This window comes from Nocardia sp. NPDC057227 (assembly GCF_042669725.1).
Lineage (GTDB): Bacteria > Actinomycetota > Actinomycetes > Mycobacteriales > Mycobacteriaceae > Nocardia > Nocardia asteroides_A.
Genome location: NZ_JBHUXA010000014.1, coordinates 94,983 through 120,099, shown reverse-complemented (window position 1 = coordinate 120,099; position 25,117 = coordinate 94,983). Strand labels below are relative to the sequence as shown.

8 protein-coding genes (1 of these 8 running past the window's edge) are annotated in these 25,117 nt (G+C 72.8%); 6 read left to right on the top strand and 2 right to left on the bottom strand.

Annotated elements, in window-relative coordinates; genetic code table 11:
* The first annotated feature begins 73 nt into the window (after positions 1-73).
* Positions 74-670 (top strand): TetR/AcrR family transcriptional regulator, encoded by a 597-nt coding sequence (locus tag ACFUJ1_RS20510; protein WP_378647771.1) that lies wholly within the window; start codon positions 74-76, stop codon positions 668-670.
* Positions 671-676: 6 nt separating this feature from the next.
* On the opposite strand, the gene ACFUJ1_RS20505 is transcribed toward ACFUJ1_RS20510, so the two are convergent.
* Both ACFUJ1_RS20505 and ACFUJ1_RS20500 read right to left on the bottom strand, forming a co-directional pair.
* Positions 677-1,423: a 3-hydroxybutyrate dehydrogenase gene (locus tag ACFUJ1_RS20505; protein WP_378647769.1), complete on the bottom strand. Its 747-nt coding sequence runs from the start codon at positions 1,421-1,423 to the stop codon at positions 677-679.
* 190 nt (positions 1,424-1,613) lie between these two features.
* Positions 1,614-2,996, bottom strand: a complete 1,383-nt coding sequence (locus tag ACFUJ1_RS20500; RefSeq protein WP_378647767.1) for an MFS transporter — start codon at positions 2,994-2,996, stop codon at positions 1,614-1,616.
* A 133-nt stretch (positions 2,997-3,129) separates the two neighbouring features.
* Here ACFUJ1_RS20500 and ACFUJ1_RS20495 point away from each other — a divergent pair, with 133 nt between their 5' ends.
* The 5 genes from ACFUJ1_RS20495 to ACFUJ1_RS20475 all read left to right on the top strand — a co-directional run.
* Positions 3,130-4,050 (top strand): LysR family transcriptional regulator, encoded by a 921-nt coding sequence (locus ACFUJ1_RS20495; RefSeq protein WP_378647765.1) that lies wholly within the window; start codon positions 3,130-3,132, stop codon positions 4,048-4,050.
* A 9-nt stretch (positions 4,051-4,059) separates the two neighbouring features.
* Entirely contained in the window at positions 4,060-4,485 is a 426-nt protein-coding gene (locus ACFUJ1_RS20490) for a PPOX class F420-dependent oxidoreductase (RefSeq protein WP_378647763.1), read from the top strand.
* A gap of 198 nt (positions 4,486-4,683) precedes the next feature.
* A complete protein-coding gene (locus ACFUJ1_RS20485; protein ID WP_378647761.1) occupies positions 4,684-5,493 on the top strand; it encodes a hypothetical protein in 810 nt (269 codons plus the stop codon).
* Positions 5,494-6,212: 719 nt separating this feature from the next.
* On the top strand, positions 6,213-6,959 hold the full coding sequence (cobM, locus tag ACFUJ1_RS20480) for a precorrin-4 C(11)-methyltransferase (RefSeq protein ID WP_378647759.1): 747 nt from the start codon (positions 6,213-6,215) through the stop codon (positions 6,957-6,959).
* A 382-nt stretch (positions 6,960-7,341) separates the two neighbouring features.
* A protein-coding gene (locus ACFUJ1_RS20475) for a non-ribosomal peptide synthase/polyketide synthase (RefSeq protein ID WP_378647757.1) crosses the window boundary here: on the top strand, positions 7,342-25,117 show its 5' portion. Its footprint extends 19,172 nt past the window's final position; 17,776 of the gene's 36,948 nt are visible here — the first part of the coding sequence; the start codon lies at positions 7,342-7,344; its stop codon lies beyond the right edge, outside the window.

The window sequence follows — 25,117 nt, the reverse complement described above, 5'->3', positions numbered from 1 at the left end:
TTCGTGTCGGTTAATCGCTGTTAACTGTTTTTCAGGTTAATCTGGATTAACCGACTTTGTCCACAGGAGGTGCGTGGTGACCGTCGAGCCCGCGGTGCCGACCCGGCGCGAGCAGCTCAAGCAGCAGCGGCGCAGCGATCTGCTTCGGGCCGGGGGGCGGCTGATCGCGGATCGCGGCTTCGCCGGGGTCCGGCTGGACGATCTCGGCGCCGCGGTCGGGATCAGCGGGCCCGCGGTGTACCGGCACTTCGCCTCCAAGGAGGCGCTGCTGATCGAGCTGCTCACCGAGGTATCCGAGCGGCTGCTCGCCGGTGGCCGCGCGGTGGCGGGCGGTGGCGCCGAGCCGGGCGCAGCACTGGCCGCGCTGGTCGACTTCCACCTCGACTTCGCGCTGGGTCAGCCGGAGCTCATCCGGATCCAGGACCGCGACCTGGACGCCGTCCCGCCCGGGCCGCGCCGGGAGATCCGGCGCGCCCAGCGGCGCTACGTCGAGGTCTGGGTCGGCGTGCTGTGCGCGCTGCGCCCCGGCCTCGGCGAGGAGAACGCCAGGGTGCAGGCGCACGCCGCCTTCGGGCTGATGAACTCCACCCCGCACAGCGCGAGCCGGGCCACCGCCGCCCGCGCCCGGCCGGTGCTGCGCCGGATGGCGCTCACCGCGCTCGGGGGTTGAGCCGGACTACCTGGCGCTCCAGCCGCCGTCCATGGTGTACGAGGCCCCGGTCACCATCCCGGCGTCGGCGGCGGCGAGCCAGCAGACCAGCGCGGCGACCTCATCCGGCTCCACCAGCCGCTTGATCGCGCTCTCGGTGAGCAGCACCTTCTCCACCACCTCCCGCTCCGGAATCCCGTGCGCCGCCGCCTGGTCCGCGATCTGCTTGTCCACCAGCGGTGTCCGCACGTACCCCGGGTTCACGCAGTTGCTGGTGACCCCGTGCGGGCCGCCCTCCAGCGCCGTGACCTTCGAGAGCCCCTCCAGGGCGTGCTTGGCGGTCACGTAGGCCGACTTGTACGCCGAGGCGCGCAGGCCGTGCACCGACGAGATGTTCACGATCCGCCCGCCCCCGCTCCGGTACATGTGCGGCAGGGCCGCCCTGACCAGTAGGAACGGTGCCTCCACCATGAGCGTCATGAGCTGCCGGAAGCGCTCCGGCGGGAAGTCCGGTATGGCGGCGACGTGCTGCACCCCGGCGTTGTTGACCAGGATGTCGGTCGCCAGCTCCAGCGTCTCCAGCGCGGTGACGTCGAGCAGGTCGACCGCCCAGGCGGTGCCGCCGATCTCGGCGGCCACCTCCTTCGCCCCGGTCTCGTCCCGGTCCGCCACCGTCACCCGCGCGCCGCGCTCGGCGAGCGCGCGGGCGCAGGCCGCTCCGATCCCGCTCGCCCCGCCGGTGACCAGTGCGGTCTTCCCGGCCAGCGGGCTCATCGCGATCCCGAGGCCGGGCGGCCCACCGCCGCCGTGGCCCGCGCGCAGCCCGCCGCCCCGGCACAGCCCGCCGCCCCGGCGCGGCCCGTCGCAGTGGCGCGGCCCGTCGCAGTGGCGTAGCCCGCCGCCCCGGCGTAGCCCGCCGCCCCCGCGCGGCCCGTCGCGGCGGCGCGGCCCGTCGCAGTGGCGCTCATCGGGCGGCCACCGCCGCGGTCTTCGCCTCGTCGGCCAGCTGCGCGGCGTCGGCGGCGTCGATCTGCGCCAGGTCGGCGCCCTTGGTCTCGCGCGCCACCAGCACCGCGATGGCGGTGATCGCGCACGCCACGGCCAGGTACACGGCGATCGGCACCGAGGAGTCGAAGGTGTCGAGCAGCCGGACCGCGATGATCGGCGCCAGCGAACCGGCGACGATCGAGGTCACCTGGTAGCCGAGCGAGACGCCGGAGTACCGCATCCGGGTCGGGAACATCTCCGCCATGATCGCGGGCTGCGCCGCGTACATGAGCGCGTGGAACACCAGCCCGATCACGATGGCGAGCAGCACGACGACGTGGTGCCCGCTGTTCATCATCGGGAAGGCGAAGAAGCCCCACGTCCCGCCGAGGATCGCGCCGACCAGGTACACCGGCCGCCTGCCGACCCGGTCACTGGCCCGCCCGACCAGCGGAATCGCCGCGAAGTGCACCGCGTGCGCGATCAGCAGCCACCACAGGATGTCCGAGGTGTCCATGCCGACCTGCACCTTGAGGTAGGTGATCGTGAAGGTGACCACCAGGTAGTACATGATGTTCTCGCCGAACCGCAGCCCCATGGCGGTGAAGACGCCGCGCGGGTACCGCTTGAGCACCTCGACCGCGCTGAACGAGGTGCTCTTCAGCTCCTCGGCCTCCTGCTGCGCCTCCAGGAAGATCGGCGCGTCGGTGACCTTGGTGCGGATGTAGTACCCGACCAGCACCACCACCGCGGAGAGCCAGAACGCCACGCGCCAGCCCCAGGAGAGGAAGGCGGCGTCGGAGAGCGTGCTGGTCAGGGTGAGCAGCACCACGGTCGCCAGCAGGTTGCCCGCCGGCACGCCCGCCTGCGGCCAGCTGGCCCAGAAGCCGCGATCCCGGTTCGGGCTGTGCTCGGCGACCAGCAGCACCGCGCCGCCCCACTCGCCGCCGACCGCGAAGCCCTGCAGGAAGCGGAGCAGCACCAGCAGCGCCGGCGCCCAGTACCCGATCTGCCCGAAGGTCGGCAGGCAGCCCATCAGGAAGGTGGCCGCGCCGACCAGGACCAGGCTGAACTGCAGCAGCTTCTTGCGGCCGTACTTGTCGCCGAAGTGGCCGAACACGATGCCGCCGAGCGGGCGCGCCACGAAGCCGACCGCGTAGGTGACGAAGGCGGCGAGGATGGCGTCCAGCTCGCTGGTGCCAGCCGGGAAGAACACCTTGCTGAACACCAGCGTCGCCGCGGTGCCGTAGAGGAAGAACTCGTACCACTCGACGACGGTGCCCGCCATCGAGGCGGCCACCACCCGCCGGAGGTTGCTCGGTGCGTAGCCGGGATCGCCGGCCGCGCTGCCTACGCTCATCGAAACTCCTTCGTTCACCCCGGTTCGGCTCGCATTGTGACCGGGCACACACTGAGTGTTTCCTGAGTATTCGTGCGCGAAACCGTGCACCGCAATGCCCAGAACCGCAGCTCCCATCTGCGAGAATGCAGACATGAATCCGGGTCGGGGGCGGCCGAGCGCCGACGATCTGCTGGTGCTGCTCGCCGTCGGCCGCAGCGGCCGATTCGTCTCCGCCGCCGAGGAACTCGGGCTCAACCACACCACCGTCTCGCGCCGGATCGCCGCGCTCGAGCACGACCTCGGCGGCCGGGTGCTGAATCGGGTCGCCGGTGGCTGGGAACTCACCGATCTGGGCCGGGAGGCGCTCGGCGCCGCCGAGGCGGTGGACGCGGCGGTGCGCGCGCTGAACCGCGGCGGCGCGGACCGGGTGCTGGAGGGCGTCGTCCGGATCTCCTCGACCGACGGGTTCAGCGGCTACCTCGCCGCCCCCGCCGTCGCCGAGGTGCGGCGCAGGCACCCGGGCATTTCGGTGGAGCTGGTCACCGCGACCCGCCGCGCCTCGGTGCAGCGCTCCGGGCTCGACCTGGAGGTGGTGGTCGGGCAGCCGCAGGTGCACCGGGCCGAGGCGCTGCAACTCGGCGAGTACTGCCTGCGGCTCTACGGTTCCCGCGGGTACCTGGCCGAGTTCGGCCGCCCCGGCACCGTCGACGACCTCGCGCGCTACCCGCTCGTCTACTTCATCGACTCCATGCTGCAGGTGGACGACCTCGATCTGGCGCCCGCCGTCGTCCCATCCATGCGCGAATCGGTGAGCTCGACCAATGTCTTCGTGCACGTCGAGGCGACCAGGGCCGGGGCCGGGCTCGGGCTGCTGCCCTGCTTCATGGCCGACCGCCACCCCGACCTGGAGCGGGTGCTCGCCGCCGAGGTCGTGGTGCGGCTCTCGTACTGGCTGGTCGCGCGGCACGAGACGCTGCGCAGGCCGGAGGTCGCCGAGGTGGTCGCCGCCATCCGCGCCCGGGTGGAACACAGCCGCGACGAGTTGCTGGGAAGTCTCGGGGACCGTTCCTAGGCTGGCCGCATGACCTCACTCAGCGATCCCCAGGTCCGCGACTTCCTCGCGCACGGCACCCGCACCGGCAAGGTCGCCTTCGTCGCCGCCGACGGCCGCCCCGTGGTCTCCCCCATCTGGTTCGTCGTCGACGGCGACGACCTGGTCTTCAACACCGGCCGGGCCACCGCCAAGGGCAAGGCCTTCGCCCGCGACCCCCGCATCGCCCTCTGCGTCGACCTCGAGCAGCCCCCCTACGCCTCGGTCCAGATCCAGGGCACCGTCACCCTCTCCGACGACCCCGCCGAGCTGCTCCGCACCGCCACCGAGATCGGCGGGCGCTACATGGGGGCCGAGCGGGCCGAGGAGTTCGGGAAGCGGAACGGGGTTCCCGGAGAGCTGGTCGTCCGGCTGCACCCCACCAAGATCATCGCCCACTTCGACGCCACCGCCTGAGCCGAGCTGGGTATACAAGCTTTTCCGGATATTCTGCTCTAAACTTGTATCATCCGGTGGGAGGGTGCGGTGACAGTCGAGCGGGAGCTTCTCGAACTGCTCGGCCGTGCCGGTATTCGGGTTGTGGGGGGTTCTCGTGAACGATTGGATCTGGCGCTGCCCGAAGGGGTGGGGATCGTGACGCGCGCGGTCCGTGTGGTGCCAACTCGGCTGGCACCCGCGCGGGTGCGGACGGGGGACGGTGGCCCGGCGCTGCTGTTCGTCGCGCCGAGCGCGTCGCCGCGAGTGGTGTCGGCGGCGCTCGCCGGTGCGTTCGATCTGGTGACCACCGCGCCGCCGACGGTGATCGTGGCGGGTGCGTCGCGGGTCGAGCGGCGGGAGCCACCCGCCGCTGCTCGGCGCGGCCGGGTGCCGTGGGGCCGGTGGGCCGTGGGCCGGGTGCTCGCGGCGCGGACGAGCCCGCTGCCGCAGCGCGAGATCGCCACCCGGACCGGGCTCACCCAGCAGGCAGTTTCGCTGGCGCTGCGGCAGCTGCCGGTGGTTCGCGCCGCCGGGGGCTGGCTCGGTGCCGTCGAGCTGCTGGATACCGTACTCGCCGGGTATCCCGGGCCGGGCGGGCTCGTCCAGCACTGGTACGGCCTCGACCCGCCGGTCGTGGCGGGCCGATCGATCACCACACTCGCCGCGCGACGCGGTGTGCCGCTCGCGCTTTCCGGCGATGCCGCGGCGGACGAGTACGCGCCGTGGCAGCAGCCGGTCACCACCCTCGCCTATCTCGCCGAACTCCTCGATCTCACCGCCGCGGACCTCGTCCCGAGCGGCGCGGGGGAGGCCACGGTGGTTACCGTCGTTCCCGCGGATCCGACCGTGCTCCGCACCGCGGCGAACTTCCTCGCCGACCCGGTGCTCACCCTGTGGGACCTCGGGCATACAAGCACCGGCCCGGACGCGGACCAGGCCGCGGTCACGCTGCGCGAGGCGATCGCGGCCGGGCGATTCGATGACTGAGCAGCGCACCGGCATCACCGTCGCCTCGACCTCCCGCGCCGCCGACCTGGGCTACCTGGCCCTGCGCGATCTGACCGACGCCGCGACCCCGCTGCACCCGGCGACCGCCGAGTACCGCGTCATCGGCGGCCACATGGTTCAACTCCTCGCCCATGCGTACCCCACGCCGGAGGTCAGGGTGCGGGCCACGGCCGACGCGGACGCGGGCATCGCCCGCCCGGTCGCGACAGGTGCCGAATTGCACCGTCGCCTCCTCGCTCTCGGATACGACGCAGTTCGGGGCAACAGTTACCGCAGGGAGGGACCGAGCGGTGTCCGGGCCATCGACCTGCTTGTGCCGTTCGGCACCGGCGGAGTCGAACAGATCGCGGGGCGGGCGTTCGACGCAGCACCCGGGCTCGGCCTGGCGCTCGCGATGCCCCCGATCGTGATCGCCGCCGCGGTGCGGCTGCACACGAGCGGCGAACAGATCGTGTTCAGCGCCCCCGTCCCCCGCGTGGAGGCGGCGGTGGTGCTGAAGGCGCTGGTCTGGCGGAAACGGTTCGCGGACCGTGACCTGGTCGATCTGTACACCTTGTTCGAGATCGTGCAGCGATACCGCGCTGCCTTGCCGGACTGGAAACTGGATCGGTCACCGCTCCGCGCGAGCCGCGCCGAGGCGGCCGCGGCATTGCGGCTCGTCGTGGAGCAGCCGCGGCCCCGTCTCTACACTGCCCCGCATGACAGTCCACTTCATCGGCGCGGGCCCGGGGGCGGCGGATCTGCTGACGGTGCGGGCGGTGGAGCTGCTGCGCGCCAGCCCGGTCTGCCTGTACCCGGGCACCTACCTGGACCCGGCGGTGCTCGCGCACTGCGCGCCGGACGCCGAGCTGGTGGACACCCAGCGCCTGGATCTGGACGCCATCGTGGCGACGATGAGCGCGGCGCACGACCGAGGGAGTGATGTGGCGCGGCTGTGCTCGGGCGACCCGTCGGTGTACTCCGCGCTCACCGAGCAGGCGCGCAGGCTGGACCGGCTGGGGATCCCGTGGGACGTGACCCCGGGCGTCCCGGCGTACGCGGCGGCCGCGGCGGCGCTCGGCGCCGAGCTCACCGTGCCGGAGCTGGCGCAGTCGGTGGTGCTCACCCGCGCGCAGGCGCGCTCGACGGCCATGCCGGAAAAGGAACGGCTCCGGAGTTTCGCGGCGACCGGGGCGACGCTCGCACTGCACCTCGCGATCACCAGAACGCGGGAGCTGGCGGCCGAACTGGCGACGGAGTACGGCCCGGACTGTCCGGCCGCGGTGGTCTACCGGGCCAGCCAGCCGGACCAGCTGATCCTGCGCGGCACCCTGACCGATATCGCCACCCGGGTCGAGGAGGCCGGGCTGCGGCAGGCGGCGGTGATCCTGGTCGGCCGGGCGCTGGCACCGGCGGTCGAGTGCGTGCAGTCACACCTCTACGACCCCGCCCGCACCCGGCTGTGAGCCGGATGGCATCCGATCGGCTATCGATTCGGCTGTGAGCCGGATAACAGCCGCGACCTGCCGTTGCGGCCCGCTGAACGCCGCGCACCCGCCCGGCCGGGGCGGATAGGTGATTGCTATCTGCGGTGTTCGGGTATTGGTTGGTCGGGCCCCCGCGGCGACGGTAGATTGGATCGGTGGTCAGCAGCGAGATCGATGCGGTGGAGGCGTTCGCGCCCGTGTAACGGGCGTACCGGGGCAGACAGATATTGCCTACGAAGATTATTGCCTGATTGAGATGAAACTGGATCCGGAGAAGGAAGGCGCCCCGCGGTGACGGGTGGGCGCCTCTTCGGGTGTCATCGGGGAGCGCTCACGCGGTGTTCCGGAAGCGAGGTTACGGTTGGACCGGCTGGATTTCGGCGGAAACGACGAAACTGGTGACGCTCGGGGAGATGCCGTCGAGTACTTCCCGCTTTCGCCTGCTCAGCTGGGCATTTGGTACGCGCAGCACGTCGACCCGCAGGTCCCCGTCACGATCGCGCAGTACGTCGATCTGCACGGCGACCTCGACCCCGAGCTGCTGCTGCAGGCCAGCATCAGCGCCTCGCTGGAGACCGGCTCCGGCTACCTCCGGATCATCGAGCGCGACGGCGAGCCGCTGCAGGGCGTCGACCCCTCGCTCTCGTCCGAGCAGGAGTACGTCGACCTGCGCGGCGCCGACGATCCGGCGGCCGCCGCCGCCGAGTGGATGCGCGCCGAGTACTCGCGCCCGCTGGACATCGTCGCGGACCGGCTGATCAAGACCGCCGCGCTGCGGCTCGGCGAGCACCGCTGGTACTGGTACACCCGGATCCACCACATCGCGCTGGACGGCCTCGCCGCCACCAACTACGTGGCCAGGATCGCCGAGCTCTACACCGCCGAGACGCGCGGCGCTGAGCCCGCCGCCGCCAAGGCCACCCCGCTGCGCACCCTGTACGACGCCGAGATCGCCTACCGGGACAGCTCCCGCTTCGACTCGGACCGCGAGTACTGGGCCGCGCGGGTCGCCGGCCTGGAGGAGGGGACCAGCCTCACCGGCCGCTCCGCCCCGCCGTCGGCGCTGAACAACGTGGCGAGCGCCGCGCTCACCGACGAGCAGGACGAGCTGCTCGCCGCCGCCGTCGCCAAGCACGACAACACCCCGGCCGGGCTGCTCATCGCCGCCTTCGGCGCCTACCTGGCCCAGCTGACCGGCGCCGAGGACGTCATCCTCAGCCTCCCGGTGACGGCGCGAACCACTGCCGCCATGCGCCGCGCGGGCGGCGTGACCTCGAACATCGTGCCGCTGCGGCTCGCCGTCGGGTACGACAGCACGGTGGCCGACCTGCTCAAGCGGGTCCAGGTCGAGGTCTCCGGCGCGCTCCGGCACCAGCGCTACCGGCACGAGGACATCCGCCGCGACGCGGCCGGCGACGGCGTGGTGACCACGGAGTTCTTCGGTCCGTGGGTCAACATCATGCTGTTCCACAGCGAGATCGTGCTGGGCGAGATGACCGGCCGGTTGAACGTGCTCTCCACCGGCAGCATCGAGGACCTGGGCGTCAACTTCTACCAGTCGACGACCGGCAGCCACACGCACATCGACTTCGAGACCAACCCCAACCTCTACAGCGCCGACGAGGGCCGCACCCACCACGGCCGGTTCCTGGAGTTCTTCCAGCGCTTCCTGGCCGCGGACGCCGGGACGAAGGTCTGGAGCCTGCCCGCGATCACCGCCGACGAGCGGGAGCGGACGCTGGTCGAGTGGAACGACGCCGAGCAGGATGTGCCGACGACGACGCTGGTCGCGCTGCTGGACGAGCAGATCGCGCGCACTCCCGAGCGAACGGCGCTGCACTTCGAGGGGACAGCTCTGTCCTACGCCGAGTTCGGCGCCAGGGTGAATCAGCTCGCCCGCTACCTGGTCGACCAGGGTGTCGGGCCGGAGTCGCTGGTCGCGCTCGGCATGCGGCGTTCGCTGGAGCTGGTGATCGGCATGCACGCGGTGCTGCGGGCGGGCGGCGCGTACGTGCCGATCGACCCGGACCACCCGGCCGACCGGACCGCCTACATCCTGGAGAGCGCGAACCCGGTCTCGGTCCTCACGCTCTCCACCGACGGGCTCGAGCTCCCCGACGGAGTGGAGCGGGTCGAGCTGGACACCCTCGACGTCTCCACCTACCCGGCCGGGCCGCTGACCGATGACGACCGGTGGGCGCCGCTGGTGCCCGAGAACACCGCCTACGTCATCTACACCTCCGGCTCCACCGGCCGCCCCAAGGGCGTCGCGGTCACCCACCACGCGATCGTCAACCAGCAGCTGTGGATGCTGGACGAGTACCGGCTCACCGAGCGCGACGTCTACCTGCAGAAGACCGCCACCACCTTCGACGTCTCGCTGTGGGGCTACTTCCTGCCGCTGATGTCGGGTGCCGAGCTGGTCGTCGCCGCCCCCGACGGGCACCGCGACCCGCTCTACGTCGCGGAGACCATCGCCAGGCACAAGGTCACCGTCACCGACTTCGTCCCGTCGATGCTCACGGTGTTCGTCGCGCACGCCACCGCCGCACAGATCGCGACCCTGCGCGCGGTGTTCGTGATCGGCGAGGCACTGCCCCCGGAGACCGCGGCCGGGCTGCGCGCGATCTCCTCGGCCGGGCTGCACAACCTCTACGGCCCCACCGAGGCCGCGGTCTCGGTGACCTACTGGGAGGCCACCGCCGCCGACACGGTCACCGTCCCGATCGGCATCCCCGAGTGGAACGTCCAGGTCTACGTCCTGGACGGGCGGCTGCGGCCGGCCGCGATCGGTGCACCCGGTGAGCTGTACCTTGGCGGGCGCCAGCTCGCCCGCGGCTACCGCGGCCGCCCCGACCTGACCTCGGACCGCTTCGTCGCCAACCCCTACGCCGCGCCGGGCGAGCGCATGTACCGCACCGGCGACCTGGTGCGCTGGAACGGCGACGGCGTCCTGGAGTACATCGGGCGCACCGACTTCCAGGTCAAGTTCCGCGGCCAGCGCATCGAGCTCGGCGAGATCGAGACGGTCTTGCTGGCCAACCCGGCGATCAGCCAGGCCGCCGTCCTGGTGATGGACACCGCCACCGGCCAGCAGCTGGTGGCGTACGTGGTGCCCGCCCCCGGCGCCACCGTCGACCCCGCGGTGGCGACCAGGACCGCCGCCGAGCGGCTGCCGAGCTACATGGTGCCCGCCGCGCTCGTCGTGCTGGCCGCCTTCCCGCTGAACACCAGCGGCAAGCTGGACCGCAGGGGGCTGCCGGAGCCGGTGTTCACCGCCGACGCCGCCGGTTTCCGCGCCCCGCGCACGGCGGCCGAGGAGATCGTGGCGGGCATCTTCGCCGACGTGCTCAGCCAGGAGCGGGTCGGCGCGGACGACAACTTCTTCGAGCTGGGCGGCAACTCGCTGGTCGCCACCCAGGTGGTGGCGCGGATCAGCGCCGCCTTCGGGATCCGGCTCGGGGTGCGCGCGCTCTTCGAGACGCCGACCGTGGCCGGGATCGCGGCCCGCGCCGAGCACACCACTCCGGCCGAGGTCGCCCGCCCCGCGCTGACCGCGCGGCAGCACCAGGACCGGGCGCCGCTCTCGCTGGCCCAGCAGCGGATGTGGTTCATCAACCAGTTCGACCCGGCGGCGCCCACCTACAACCTGCCGTTCGTGGTGCGGCTGCGCGGCCACGTCGACGTCGCCGCGCTGCGCACCGCGCTGGCCGATGTGGTGGCCAGGCAGGAGTCGCTGCGCACGCTCTTCCCGGACGCCGACGGCGGCTACCAGCGGGTGCTGCCCGCCGATGAGGTCGACCTCGGCATCGAGGTGCAGAGCATCGAGGCGGGCGAGCTCCCCGGTGAGCTGGCGCGCTTCGCCTCGGTCGGCTTCGACGTCTCGCACGAGCTGCCGATCCGGGTGCGGGTCTTCCACGTGGCCGGTTCGCACAACGGCACCGGCGACTACGCCGTCGCCTTCGTGGTGCACCACATCGCCGCCGACGGCTTCTCCTTCGGCCCGCTCTCCCGCGACGTGGCCGCCGCCTACCTGGCGCGCTCCGCGGGGCAGGAGCCGAACTGGGCGCCGCTGCCGGTGCAGTACCGCGACTACACGCTGTGGCAGCGCGAGCTGCTCGGCACCGAGGACGACGCCGACTCCCTGATGGCGCGCCAGATCGGCTACTGGCGGGAGGCGCTGGCCGGGCTGCCCGACCAGCTCGACCTGCCCGCCGACCGGCCGCGGCCGCAGACCCCGAGCTTCCAGGGCAGCCAGCTCGGCTTCGAGATCGACGCCGAGCTGCACGCCGGGCTGGCCGCGCTGGCACGGGCCGAGGGCAGCACCCTGTTCATGGTGGTGCACGCCTCGCTCGCGGTGCTGCTCGCCCGGCTCTCCGGCACCGCCGACATCGCCGTCGGCACCCCGATCGCAGGCCGCGGCGAGCAGGCGCTGGACGACCTGATCGGCATGTTCGTCAACACCCTCGTGCTGCGCTCGCGGGTGAACCCCGCGCACGCCTTCACCGAGCTGCTCGCCGAGGCGCGCGAGGCCGACCTGGCCGCCTTCGCGCACGCCGACGTCCCCTTCGAGCGGCTGGTCGAGGTGCTGAACCCGGCCCGCTCGCAGGCGCGGCACCCGCTCTTCCAGGTGATGCTCTCCTTCCAGGAGCTGTCGCACGGCACGGTGGAGCTGCCCGGCCTCTCGGTCAGCGCCGACGAGCTGGAACTCCCGATCGCCAAGTTCGACCTGCTCTGGACGCTGACCGAGCAGCGCACCGCCGCCGGGCTGCCCGCGGGCATCACCGGAACGCTCTCCTACGCCACCGACCTGTTCGACGCGGCGACCATCGCCGAGTTCAACCGCCGCTTCCTGCGCGTGCTGCGCGCCGTCACCGCCTCCGCGACCACCCCGATCCGGGACATCGAGATCCTCGCCCCCGCCGAGCGGCAGGCGCTGCTCGTCGAGCGGACCGGCACCGAGCACGAGGTGCCGCGGGCCGACACCGTGCTCGAGCAGTTCGAGGCGGCGGTGCGCCGCGGCCCCGACGCCACCGCGCTGATCTTCGAACCCGGCTCCGGCGCCGCGGGGGAGCTGACCTACGCGGAGTTCGCGAGCCGGGTGAACCGGCTGGCGCGCAGGCTGATCGAGCTCGGGGTCGGGCCGGAGACGCTGGTCGCGGTCGGGATCAGGCGCTCGATCGACATGCTGGTCGCGGTCTACGCCGCGGTGACGGCGGGCGGCGCCTACGTGCCGCTCGACCCGGACCACCCGGCCGAGCGCATCGAGTACGTGCTGGCCAGCGCCCGCCCCGCGGTGCTGCTGACCACCGCGGCCGACGGCATCTCGGCAGCGGACTGCCCGGTTGTCGAGGTCGACACCGTCGAGCTGGACGGCTACTCCGACGCGCCGCTCGACCCCGCCGAGCGGCTCGGCCCGGTGCGCCCGGAGAACACGGCGTACGTGCTGTACACCTCCGGCTCCACCGGGCGCCCCAAGGGCGTCGCGGTGAGCCACGCGGCCCTGGTCAACCAGATGGCGTGGAAGATCGCCGAGAGCGGCCTGAGCGACGCCGACGTGGTGCTGCACAAGACGCCGTTCACCTTCGACGCCTCGGTGTGGGAGCTCTTCGCCACGCTCATGGTCGGCGCGCAGATGGTGATCGCGGTCCCGGACGGGCACCGCGACCCGCTGTACCAGTCCGAGGTGATCTGGCGGCACCAGGTCACCGTCGCCTCGTTCGTTCCCTCGCTGCTCTCGATGTTCGCCGCCACCGTCCCCGCGGCGGAGTGCGCGTCGCTGCGCGCGGTCTACGTCGGCGGCGAGGCGCTCTCCGGCTCGGCCGTCGCGGCGTTCCGCAAGCTCAGCCCGGCCACGGTCGTGAACCTGTACGGCCCGACCGAGTTCACCGTGAACGCCACCGCGTGGACGGTCGACGGGACCGAGGGCGCGGCGGTGCCGATCGGCCGCCCGGTCTGGAACGCCCGCGCCTACGTGCTCGACAGCGCGCTGCGCCCGGCCCCGATCGGCGTCGCCGGCGAGCTGTACCTGGGCGGCGCGCAGGCCGCGCGCGGCTACCAGGGCCGCGCCGACCTGACCGCCGAGCGGTTCGTCGCCGACCCCTTCGGCCCGGCGGGCGCCCGGCTCTACCGCACCGGCGACCTGGTGCGCTGGAACTCCGCAGGCGTCCTGGAGTACATCGGCCGCACCGACTTCCAGGTCAAGTTCCGCGGCCAGCGCATCGAGCTCGGCGAGATCGAGGCGGCGCTGCTGGCGCAGCCCGCGATCCGCCAGGCGGCGGTGCTGGTGAGCGACACCGGCGCGGGCGACCAGCTGGTCGCCTACCTGGTCGGGGCAGGCGAGCTCGACACCGACGAGGTCAGGGAGGCGCTGCGGCGCAGGCTGCCCTCGTACATGGTGCCGTCGGTGCTGATGGTGCTCGACGAGTTCCCGCTGAACGTCTCCGGCAAGCTGGACCGCCGCGCGCTGCCCGCCCCGGTCTTCGAGGTGCGCGAATTCCGCGCCCCGACCACCCCGATCGAGGAGATCGTCGCGCAGATCTTCGGCGACGTGCTCGGGCTCACCCGGGTCGGTGTCGACGACGACTTCTTCGACCTCGGCGGCAACTCGCTGATCGCCACCCAGGTCGCCTCCCGGCTCGGCATCGCGCTGGACACCAGGGTCCCGGTGCGCACGCTCTTCGAGGCGTCAACCGTCTCCGCGCTGGCGGCGCGGGTGGAGTCGCAGGCGGGCGACGGCGCGCGCAAGGCGCTCGTCCCGCGCGAGCGGCCCAGCGAGGTCCCGCTCTCGCTGGCGCAGCAGCGCATGTGGTTCCTGAACCGCTTCGACGGCTCGAACGTCGCCTACAACATCCCGGTCGCCATCCGGCTCTCCGGCGAGCTCGACGTCGCCGCCATGCAGGTGGCCGTGATCGACGTCATCGACCGGCACGAATCGCTGCGCACGGTCTTCCCGGAGACCAAGCACGGCCCGGTACAGGTGGTGCTGGAGGCGGCGCAGATCGTCCCCGACCTCACCCCCTACCGGGTGACCGAGGAGACGCTGCTGGAGCACCTGGTCGACCTGGCCTCGGTCTCCTTCGACGTCACCAGCGAGGTGCCGCTGCACGCGCGGCTCTTCGAGATCAGCGAGACCGAGTACGTGCTCGGCATGGTGGTGCACCACATCTCCGCCGACGGCTGGTCCATGGTGCCGCTGGCGCGCGACGTCATGCTCGCCTACGCGGCGCGCACCACCTGGGAGGCGCCCGCCTGGGCCGAGCTGCCGGTGCAGTACGCGGACTACGCGCTCTGGCAGCGCGAGGTGCTCGGCTCCGAGGAGGATCGGCAGTCGCTGATCTCCACCCAGATCGAGTACTGGGCGCGCGCGCTCGCCGACCTGCCGGACGAGCTGGTGCTCCCCTCGGACCGGCCGCGCCCTGCCGTCGCCAGCTACCGCGGCGGCAGCTACGCCTTCGTCATCTCAGGCAAGACCCAGCGCGCCCTCGCCGACCTGGGCCGCAAACACAACGCCTCGCTGTTCATGGTCATGCACAGCGCGCTCGCGGTGCTGCTGGCCCGGCTCTCCGGCACCGAGGACATCACCATCGGCACCCCGGTGGCCGGCCGCGGTGAGGCCGCGCTCGACGACCTGATCGGCATGTTCGTCAACACTTTGGTGCTGCGCACCGAGGTGGACCCGGCGCTGCCCTTCACCGAGCTGCTCGCGCAGTCGCGGGAAACCGACCTGCACGCCTTCGCCCACGCCGACCTGCCCTTCGAGCGGCTGGTCGAGATCCTGAACCCGGCCCGCTCGCAGGCGCGGCACCCGCTCTTCCAGGTCATGCTCGCCTTCCAGAACACCAAGCAGGCCAGCCTCGAGCTGCCCGGGCTCTCGGTGAACGGCGTCGACTACGACGCCAACCTGGCCAAGTTCGACCTGCAGCTGACCCTGCAGGAGACCCAGGACGAGAGCGGCGAGGCCGCGGGCATGTCGGCCGAGTTCTCCTACGCCACCGACCTCTTCGACGAGGCGACGGTCGCAGCCTTCGCGCACCGGCTGGACCGGGTGCTCGCCGCGGTGCTCGCCGCCCCCGAACTCCCGGTCGGCGACATCCCGCTGCTGGACGCCGCAGAGACCGACCTCGCGCTGCGCGGCTGGAACGACACCTCGTACCCGCTCGACCCGGCGGAGACGCTGGTCTCCGCCTTCGCCGCGCAGGAGCGGCGCACCCCGGACGCCGTCGCCATCGTCGACCCGGCCACCGGAACCACCCTGACCTACGCCGAGTTCGGCGCGCGGGTGCACAGGCTGGCCAGGCACCTCGTCGCCGCGGGCGCGGGCCCGGAGCGGCTGATCGGGCTGGCGCTGCGCCGCTCGGTCGACCTGGTTGTCGCCGCGTACGCGGTGCAGGAGGCGGGCGGCGGCTACGTCCCGCTCGACCTGGACCAGCCCGCCGAGCGGATCGCCCACGTGCTGCAGACCGCGCGTCCGGCGGCCGTGCTGACCAGTGCCGACACCGGTTTCACCGCGGACGGCGCCCCGGTGCTGGTCCTGGACGACCTCGCGCTCGACGGCTACGCCGACACCCCGCTCACCGACGCCGACCGGAACGCGCCGCTGCGCCCGCGCAACCCGGCGTACGTCATCTTCACCTCCGGTTCGACCGGTCGCCCGAAGGGTGTCGCGGTGCCGCACGCCGCGGTGGTGAACCAGGTTCGCTGGATCACCGCGGAGTACGGGATCGGCGCGGACGATGTGGTGCTGTTCAAGACCCCGGCCACCTTCGACGTGTCGGTGTGGGAGCTGTTCGGCCCGCTGAGCGTCGGCGGCCGGATGGTCGTCGCGAGCCCGGACGGCCACCGCGACCCGGCCTACCTGGCCGAGGTCATCGCGGCCGAGCGGGTCACCATGACCTCGTTCGTCCCCTCCATGCTGAGCGTCTTCGCGAGCACCGTCGAGGCCGCCGGAATCGGCTCCGGCGCACTGGATTCGCTGCGCGCGCTGCTCATCGCGGGCGAGGCCTTCACCGCCGACGCGGTGCAGGCGCTGCGCCGGGTCTCGGCCGCGGAGCTGCACAACCTGTACGGCCCCACCGAGTTCGCGGTGCACGCCACGCACCACGCGGTGCCCGCCGAGATCGCGGGCGCGGTGCCGATCGGCCTCCCGGTGTGGAACGCCGAGGCGTACGTGCTCGACGCCAGGCTGCACCCCGTCGCCCCCGGTATCGCGGGTGAGCTCTATCTCGCGGGCGCCCAGCTGGCCCGCGGCTACTTCGGCCGCGCTGACCTGACCGCCGACCGCTTCGTGGCGAACCCGTACGGCGGGCCCGGCGCCCGCATGTACCGCACCGGCGACCTGGTCACCAGGGACGGCTCGGGGGCCATCGGCTACCTCGGCCGCACCGACTTCCAGGTGAAGCTGCGCGGCCTTCGCATCGAGCTCGGCGAGATCGAGACCGCGCTGACCGGGCACGAGGCGGTCGCGCAGGCCGTCGCGCTGGTCCGCTCCGACGGCCGGACCGGCGACCAGCTGGTCGGGTACGTGGTGCCCGCCGCGGGCGCCACCGTCGACCTGGACGAGCTGCGCGCCCACCTCGGCGCGGTGCTGCCGTCGTACATGGTGCCCGCCGCCTTCGTCGTGCTCGACGCCATGCCGCTGAGCCCGAACGGCAAGCTGGACCGGCGCGCCCTGCCGGTCCCGGTCTTCGAGGCCCGCGCCTTCCGCGCGCCCGCGACGCCGATCGAGGAGATCGTCGCCGGGGTCTTCGCCGAGGTGCTCGGGGTGGACACCGCCGAGCGCGCGGTCGGCCTGGACGACGACTTCTTCGAGCTGGGCGGCAACTCGCTGGTCGCCACCCAGGTGGTGGCCAGGCTCGGCGCCGCGCTCGACACCAGGGTGCCGGTGCGGATGCTCTTCGAGGCGCCCACCGTCGCCGCGCTCGCGGCCCGCATGGAGACCACAGCGGGGGCGGGCGGCCGCCCGGTGCTGACGCCGCGGCCGCGGCCGGAGTTCCCGCCGCTCTCGCTGGCCCAGCAGCGGATGTGGTTCCTCAGCCGCTTCGAATCCGACTCCGCCGCCTACAACATCCCGGCCGCGGTGCGGCTGCACGGCTCGCTCGACATCGAGGCGCTGCGCGCCGCCGTCGCCGACGTGATCCAGCGGCACGAGGCGCTGCGCACCGTGTACCCGTCGCACGACGGCATCGCCTACCAGGACGTGCTGCCAACCGCGCAGGCCATCCCGCCGCTCGACGTCGTCCCGCTGGACGAGGCCGAGATCGCCCCCGCGCTGCACGAATTCGTGCTGACCGGCTTCGACGTCACGAACCAGCCGCCGGTCCGGCTCCGGGTGTTCCAGGTGGAGCCGCGGATCGACCACAGCCGCTGGCGCGACACCACGCAGGACTACGTGCTCGCCGTCGTGGTGCACCACATCGCCGCCGACGGCGTCTCCATGCGCCCGCTGGTCCGCGACCTGATGGCCGCCTACATGGCGCGGTGCGCCGAATCGGCGCCGGGCTGGGCGCCGCTGCCGGTGCAGTACGTCGACTACGCGCTCTGGCAGCGCGAGACGCTCGGCACCGAGGACGACAGGGGCTCGCTGGTCGCCGCGCAGCTGGAGTACTGGAAGACCGCGCTCGCGGGGCTGCCCGAGGAGCTGCGGCTCGGCACCGCGCAGCGCCCGCCGGTCGCCTCCTACCGCGCGGGCACGCACCGCTTCACCGTGCCCGGCGAGCTGATCGAGGAACTCAACCAGCTGGCGCACGCCAACGGCACCACGCTGTTCATGGTGGTGCACAGCGCCTTCGCGTCGCTGCTCTCCCGGCTCAGCGGGTCGGACGACATCGCGGTCGGCATCCCGGTCGCCGGGCGCGGCGAGGCCGCGCTGGACGACCTGGTCGGCATGTTCGTCAACACCCTCGTGCTGCGCACCGCGGTCGACACCGCCACCCCGTTCACCGAGCTGCTGAGCCAGGTGCGCGAGCGCGACCTGCAGGCCTTCGCGCACGCCGACCTGCCCTTCGAGCGGCTGGTCGAGGTGCTGAACCCGGCCCGCTCGCAGGCGCGGCACCCGCTCTTCCAGGTCATGCTCTCGTTCCAGAACATGGGCCGCACCTCGCTGGAGCTGCCCGGGCTGCGCGTGGCCGAGCTGGAGCTGGACGCCCCGACGGCCAAGTTCGACCTGCAGCTCACCCTCGGCGAGACCCCGGTCGGCACGCACATCGGCCCGGCCGGGATCCGCGGCGGCGGCGCCGGTGCGATGGACGCCGAGCTGGTCTTCGCGCTCGACCTCTTCGACTCCGGCTTCGCCGACTCCTTCGCCCGCCGGTTCGTCCGGGTGCTGCGCGGCATCGCCGCGAACCCGGGCATCGCCGTCGGCGACATCGACCTGCTGGACGACGCCGAGCGGCAGACCGTGCTGCGCCGCTGGAACGACACCGAGTTCGCGGTGGACGCCGCGCTCACCTCGCCGGTCGACGACGCCGCGGCGGCGACCCTCGTCTCCATGTTCGAGGCGCAGGCCGCCCGCACCCCGGACGCCTACGCGCTCACCTTCGAGGGGACGAGTCTGACCTATGCCGAGTTCGCGAGCCGGGTGCACCGGCTGGCGCGCTGGCTGAAGCAGCACGGCGTCGGCCCGGAGTCGTACGTGGCGCTCGGCATGCGCCGCTCGCTCGACCTGGTGATCGGCATGTACGCCATCGGCGCGGCGGGCGGCGCGTACGTGCCGCTGGACCCGGACCACCCGGCCGAGCGGATCGACCACATCCTGGACACCGCCCGCCCGGTCTGCGTGCTCACCTCCGGCGCCGACCTGGACAGCGCGCTGGCCAGGCAGGTCCGGATCGACGAGCTGAACCTCTCCGGCTTCTCCGACGCCCCGCTCACCGACGCCGACCGGCACCGGCCGCTGCGGCCGGGCAACACCGCGTACGTCATCTTCACCTCCGGCTCCACCGGCCGCCCGAAGGGCGTCGCGGTCTCGCACGCCGCGATCGTGAACCGGCTGGTCTGGGCGCATGCGCAGTACGGCCTCGCCGCCGACGACGTGGTCCTGCAGAAGACCCCGGCCACCTTCGACGTGTCGGTCTGGGAGTTCTTCTGGCCGCTGCAGGTCGGCGCGCGGCTGGTGGTGGCGCGGCCGGACGGGCACCGGGACCCGGTGTACCTGGCCAGGCTGATCACCGAGGAGCAGATCACCACGGTGCACTTCGTGCCGTCGATGCTCTCGCTCTTCGTGAACGAGGAGCGGGCCGCGGAGTGCACCGTCATCCGCAATGCCTTCGCCTCCGGTGAGGCGCTGCCCGCCGGCGCCGCGCAGAAGCTGCGCAGGCTGACCGGCGCCAGGCTGCACAACCTGTACGGACCGACCGAGGCCGCGGTCGAGGTGACCTTCCACGAGGTCACCGACGCCGACACGCAGACCGTGCCGATCGGCGCCCCGGTCTTCAACACCCAGGTCTACGTGCTGGATTCGCGGCTGCGGCCGGTGCCGCCCGGGGTCCCGGGTGAGCTGCACCTGGCGGGCGCGCAACTGGCCTACGGCTACGTCGGCCGCCCCGACCTGACCTGCGACCGCTTCGTGGCCAACCCCTTCGACGCCGGGCGCCGCATGTACCGCACCGGCGACCTCGTGGTGTGGACCCCGGACGGTGAGCTGGAGTACCTGGGCCGCACCGACTTCCAGGTGAAGCTGCGCGGCCTGCGCATCGAGCTGGGTGAGATCGAGGGCGCGCTCACCGCGCAGGACGCGGTCTCGCAGTCCGTTGTCGTGGTCCGCTCCGACGAGCACACCGGCGACCAGCTGGTCGCCTACCTGGTGGCGAACCCGGACCGGGTGATCGACGCCGAGGCCGTGAAGGCCGAGCTGACGCACCGGCTCCCGGCCTACATGGTCCCGGCCGCCTACGTGGTGCTCGACGCCTTCCCGCTCAACCCATCCGGCAAGCTGGACCGCAAGGCGCTGCCCGCGCCGGTCTTCGAGGCCAGGGTCTTCCGCGCGCCCGCGACGCCGGTGCAGGAGATCGTGGCGAGCGTCTTCGCCGAGGTGCTCGGCGCCGACCGGGTCGGGCTGGACGACGACTTCTTCCAGCTCGGCGGGAACTCGCTGGTCGCCACCCAGGTGGCGGCCCGGCTCGGCGAGGCGCTGGACACCAGGATTCCGGTGCGCGCGCTCTTCGAGTCCTCGACGGTGGCCGCGCTGGCCGCGACGGTCGAGTCCGCGGCGGGCGAGGGCAGGGCGCCGCTGGCGGCGCGCGAGCGGCCCGAGCTGGTGCCGCTCTCCCCGGCGCAGCAGCGCATGTGGTTCCTGAACCGCTTCGACAGCGCCACCGCGGTGAACAACATCCCGATCGCGGTCCGGCTCTCCGGCACGCTCGACGTCGCCGCGCTGAACGCCGCGCTGGCCGACCTGGTCGCCAGGCACGAGACGCTGCGCACGGTCTACCCCGAGGTGGACGGCGACGGCTTCCAGCGCGTGCTTCCCGCCGAGGAGGTTCCGGTCTCGCTCGTCGCGGAGCCGGTGCAGTCGTCCGCGCTGCCCGCGCGCATCGTCGAGCTGGCGAGCACGCACTTCGACGTCACCGCCGAGGTGCCGTTCCGCGCCGGCCTGCTCGCGCTGAACGAGCGCAACCACGTGCTGGTGCTGGTCGTGCACCACATCTCCGGTGACGGCTTCTCGCTGCGCCCGCTGCTGCGCGACGTGGTGGTCGCCTACACCGAGCGCACCCGCGGCGAGGCTCCGACGTGGGCCCCGCTGGAGGTGCAGTACGCCGACTACGCGCTCTGGCAGCGCGAGGTGCTCGGCAGCGAGGCCGACCCGGAGTCGGTGGCGGCCAAGCAGATCGGCTACTGGACCGAGCAGCTGCGCGACCTGCCCGACCAGATCGAGCTGCCCGCCGACCGCACCAGGCCGGAGATCGCCTCGAACGCCGGTGGGCTGCACAGCTTCGCGCTCGACCCGGAGCTGCACCGCCGCCTGACCGAGGTGGCGCGGGCCCGCGGCGCCACGCTCTTCATGGTCGTGCACGCGGCGCTCGCCACCTGGGCGGCGCGGCTCTCCACCGGCACCGACATCGCCATCGGCACCCCGATCGCCGGGCGCGGCGAGCGGGCGCTGGACGACGTCGTCGGCATGTTCGTCAACACCCTCGTGCTCCGCACCGAGGTTCGGCCCGGCACCCGCTTCGGCGAGCTGCTGGAGCAGGTGCGCCGCACCGACCTGGCCGCCTTCGCGCACGCCGACGTCCCCTTCGAGCGGCTGGTCGACGTGCTCAGCCCGGCCCGCTCGCAGGCGCACCACCCGCTCTTCCAGGTGGCGCTGACCTTCGAGGCGGCCTCGGCCGCCGAGATGGGCACCGTCGCGCTGCCCGGCCTCGAGCTGAGCGCCGTCGACTTCGACGCGGGCACCGCCAAGTTCGACGTGCAGCTCACCGTCGGCGAGGCCGCCGACGGCTCGCTGGCGCTGAGCTGGAACTACGCCACCGAACTCTTCGACCCGGCCACCGTCGCGTCCTTCGCCGAGCGGCTGACCCGGATCCTGCGCACCGTCGCGGACGACCCGGAGGTGATCGTCGGCGATATCGACCTGCTCGGCGAGCGCGAGCGGCTCGACCTCTCGGAGCGCTGGGTCCGCGCCGGAACCGACTCCTACGCGGGCCGCTTCGCCGACGGAGACGCCACCCTGGCCGACCTCTTCGACGGCATCGTGGCCGAGCACGGCCCGCGCACTGCGGTGAAGTTCGGCGCCGACACCCTCACCTACGGCGAGCTGGACCGGCGGGCGAACGTCCTCGCCCGCCGGCTGATCGAGGAGGGCGCCGGGCCGGAGCAGCTGGTCGCGGTGATCCTGCCGCGCTCGCTCGACCTGGTGGTCGCGCTGCTCGCCGTGATCAAGGCGGGCGCGGGCTACGTGCCGGTCGACCCGACCTATCCCGCCGACCGCATCGCCTACGTGCTGGAGGATGCCAAGCCGACCAGCGTGATCGTTGACTCCACCGTGCAGGTACAGCTCCCCGCCGGGCCGGCGCGGGTGGTGCTGGACGGCTACGCCGTCGAGGCGGGCGATATCGAGGACGCCGACGACGGCCCGGTCACCGACGCCGACCGGATCGCCCCGCTGACCGCGGGTAATATCGCCTACGTCATCTACACCTCCGGCTCCACCGGCCGCCCCAAGGGCGTCCCGGTGCAGCACGGCAACGTGGTCCGGCTGCTGGCGAACACCGACGCCGACTTCGGTTTCGGCCCGCACGACGTGTGGACCCTGTTCCACTCCTTCGCCTTCGACTTCTCGGTCTGGGAGCTGTGGGGCCCGCTGGCCTTCGGCGGCAGGCTCGTGGTCGTCGACTACTACACCTCGCGCTCGCCCGAGCAGTTCCTGGAGCTGCTCAGGGACGAGCGGGTCACCGTGCTGAACCAGACCCCTTCGGCCTTCTACCAGCTGGCCGAGGCGGACCGGATCGCCGATCCCGCCGCGGCGCCGCTCGCGCTGCGCGCGGTCGTCTTCGGCGGCGAGGCGCTGGAGCTGCGCAGGCTCGGCGACTGGGTCGCCAGGCACGGCGACACCGCGCCGGTGCTGGTGAACATGTACGGCATCACCGAGACCACGGTGCACGTCTCCTACCGCCCGCTGGACGCGGCCACCATCGCAACGGCATCGGGCTCGGTCGTCGGCCGGGCCATCCCCGGGCTGAGCATCCACGTGCTCGACGAGCGGCTGCGCCCGGTCCCGGTGGGGGTCTCCGGCGAGATGTACGTGGCCGGAAAGCAGCTGGCCCGCGGCTACCTGGGCCGCCCCGACCTCTCCGCGGCCCGCTTCGTGGCCGGCCCGGACGGGACCAGGCTGTACCGCTCCGGCGACCTCGCGCGCTGGAATCGCGGCGGCGAGCTGGAGTACCTCGGCCGCGCCGACGACCAGGTCAAGGTCCGCGGCTTCCGCATCGAGCTCGGCGAGATCGAGTCCGCGGTGCTCGCCCAGGACGGCGTCGCGCAGGCGGCCGTCGTGGTCCGCGAGGACCAGCCGGGCGACCAGCGGATCGTCGCCTACGTCGTGGCCGAGCCGGGGGCGACCCCGGATCTGGACGCCGTGCGCACCGGCGCCGCCGAGCGGCTGCCCGCGTACATGGTGCCGTCCGCGCTGGTCCGGCTGGAGTGGATCCCGCTCACCGTGAACGGCAAGCTCGACCGCCGCGCGCTGCCCGCCCCCGCGGCGCAGGCCCGCGCCTTCCGCGCCCCGGTGACCCCGGTGCAGGAGGCCATCGCCGCGGTCTTCGCCGAGGTGCTCGACCTGGACCGGGTCGGCGTCGACGACGACTTCTTCGCCCTCGGCGGCAACTCGCTCATCGCCACCAGGGTCGCGGCCAGGATCGGCGCCGCGCTCGGGACGACGGTGCCGGTGCGCACCCTGTTCGAGGCCGCCACCGTTGAGGCGCTCGCCGCCCGGGTCGAGTCGCACACCGGCGGCCCGGAGCGGGCGCCGCTCACCGCCCGCCCGCGCGGCGACGCCCTGGTCCCGCTCTCCTTCGCGCAGCAGCGCATGTGGTTCCTGAACAAGTACGACACCGCCTCCGCGGCGTACAACCTGCCGATCGCCATCCGGCTGAACGGCGCGCTGGACGTGGAGGCGCTGCGGCTCGCCGTCGCCGACGTGGTGCGCAGGCACGAATCGCTGCGCACCCGCTACCCGGAGCACGGCGGCACCCCGACCCAGGTGATCGTCCCGGTCGAAGAGGTCGCGCTCGACCTCGCCCCGGTCGCGGTCGAGGCGGGTGCGCTGGTCGAGGCCGTCACGGCCTTCGTCAGCACCGGATTCGACGTGGCCGAGCAGGTTCCGCTGCGGACCCGGCTCTACCGGGTCGCGGGCGACCAGCACGTGCTGGTGGTCGTCGTGCACCACATCGCCGCCGACGGCTTCTCGGTCGGCCCGCTGACCAGGGATGTCATGGTGGCCTACACTGCGCGCACCCAGGGCAGCGATCCCGGCTGGGCGCCGCTCGCGGTGCAGTACGCGGACTTCGCGCTCTGGCAGCGCGAGGTGCTCGGCACCGAAGAAGACACTGCCGACGGCGGCTCGATCATGGCGCGCCAGGTCTCGTACTGGCAGCGCGCGCTGGCCGACGTCCCGGACGAGATCACCCTGCCCGCGGACCGCCCGCGCCCGGCCGTCGCGAGCTTCCGCGGCGCCACCCTGCACGACGAGATCCCGGCCGAGCTGGTCGCCGGGCTGGAGGAGATCGCCCGCGCCGGGGGCGCCTCGCTCTTCATGGTCGTGCACAGCGCGCTCGCCGTGCTTCTCGCCCGGCTCTCCGGCACCGACGACGTCGCCGTCGGCACCCCGATCGCAGGCCGCGGCGAGCAGGCGCTGGACGACCTGGTCGGCATGTTCGTCAACACCCTCGTGCTGCGCACCGGGATCGAGCCCGGCGATTCCTTCGCCGAGCTGGTCGGCAAGGTGCGCCGCACCGACCTGGACGCCTTCGGCAACGCCGACGTGCCGTTCGAGCGGCTGGTCGAGCTGCTCGCGCCGGAGCGCTCGCAGGCCCGCAACCCGCTCTTCCAGGTCATGCTGGCCTTCCAGAACCTGGACCGCGGCACGCTCGAGCTGCCCGGGCTCTCGGTCTCCGCGCTCGACCTGGACGAGGAGGTCGCCCGCTTCGACCTCCAGTTCACCCTCGCGCAGAACAGCGCGGGCGGGCTGGCGCTCGGCCTGACCTACGCCACCGAGCTGTTCGACGAGGCCACCGCGGCCGCGTTCGTCCGGCGCTGGCTGCGGGTGCTCACCGCGGTCGCCGCCGACCCGTCGATCCCGGTCGGCGGGATCGACGTGCTCGACGCGGGCGAGCGCGCGGACCTGGTGTCGCGCACCGGAACCCCCGCCGTCGCGCCGCGCCCGCTGCCCGAGCTCTTCGGCATCGGCGCGCCGGATGCGCCCGCGGTGGTGTTCCGCGGCGAGACGCTCACCTACGCCGAGCTGGACGAGCGCTCCAACCGGCTGGCCAGGCTGCTCATCGCGGCCGGGGTCGGCACCGAGAACCTGGTCGCCGTCGGCATCCCGCGCTCCGCGGACTCGGTGCTCGCGGCCTGGGCGGTGGCCAAGACCGGCGCCGCCTTCGTCCCGGTCGACCCGAACTACCCGGCCGATCGCATCGCGCACA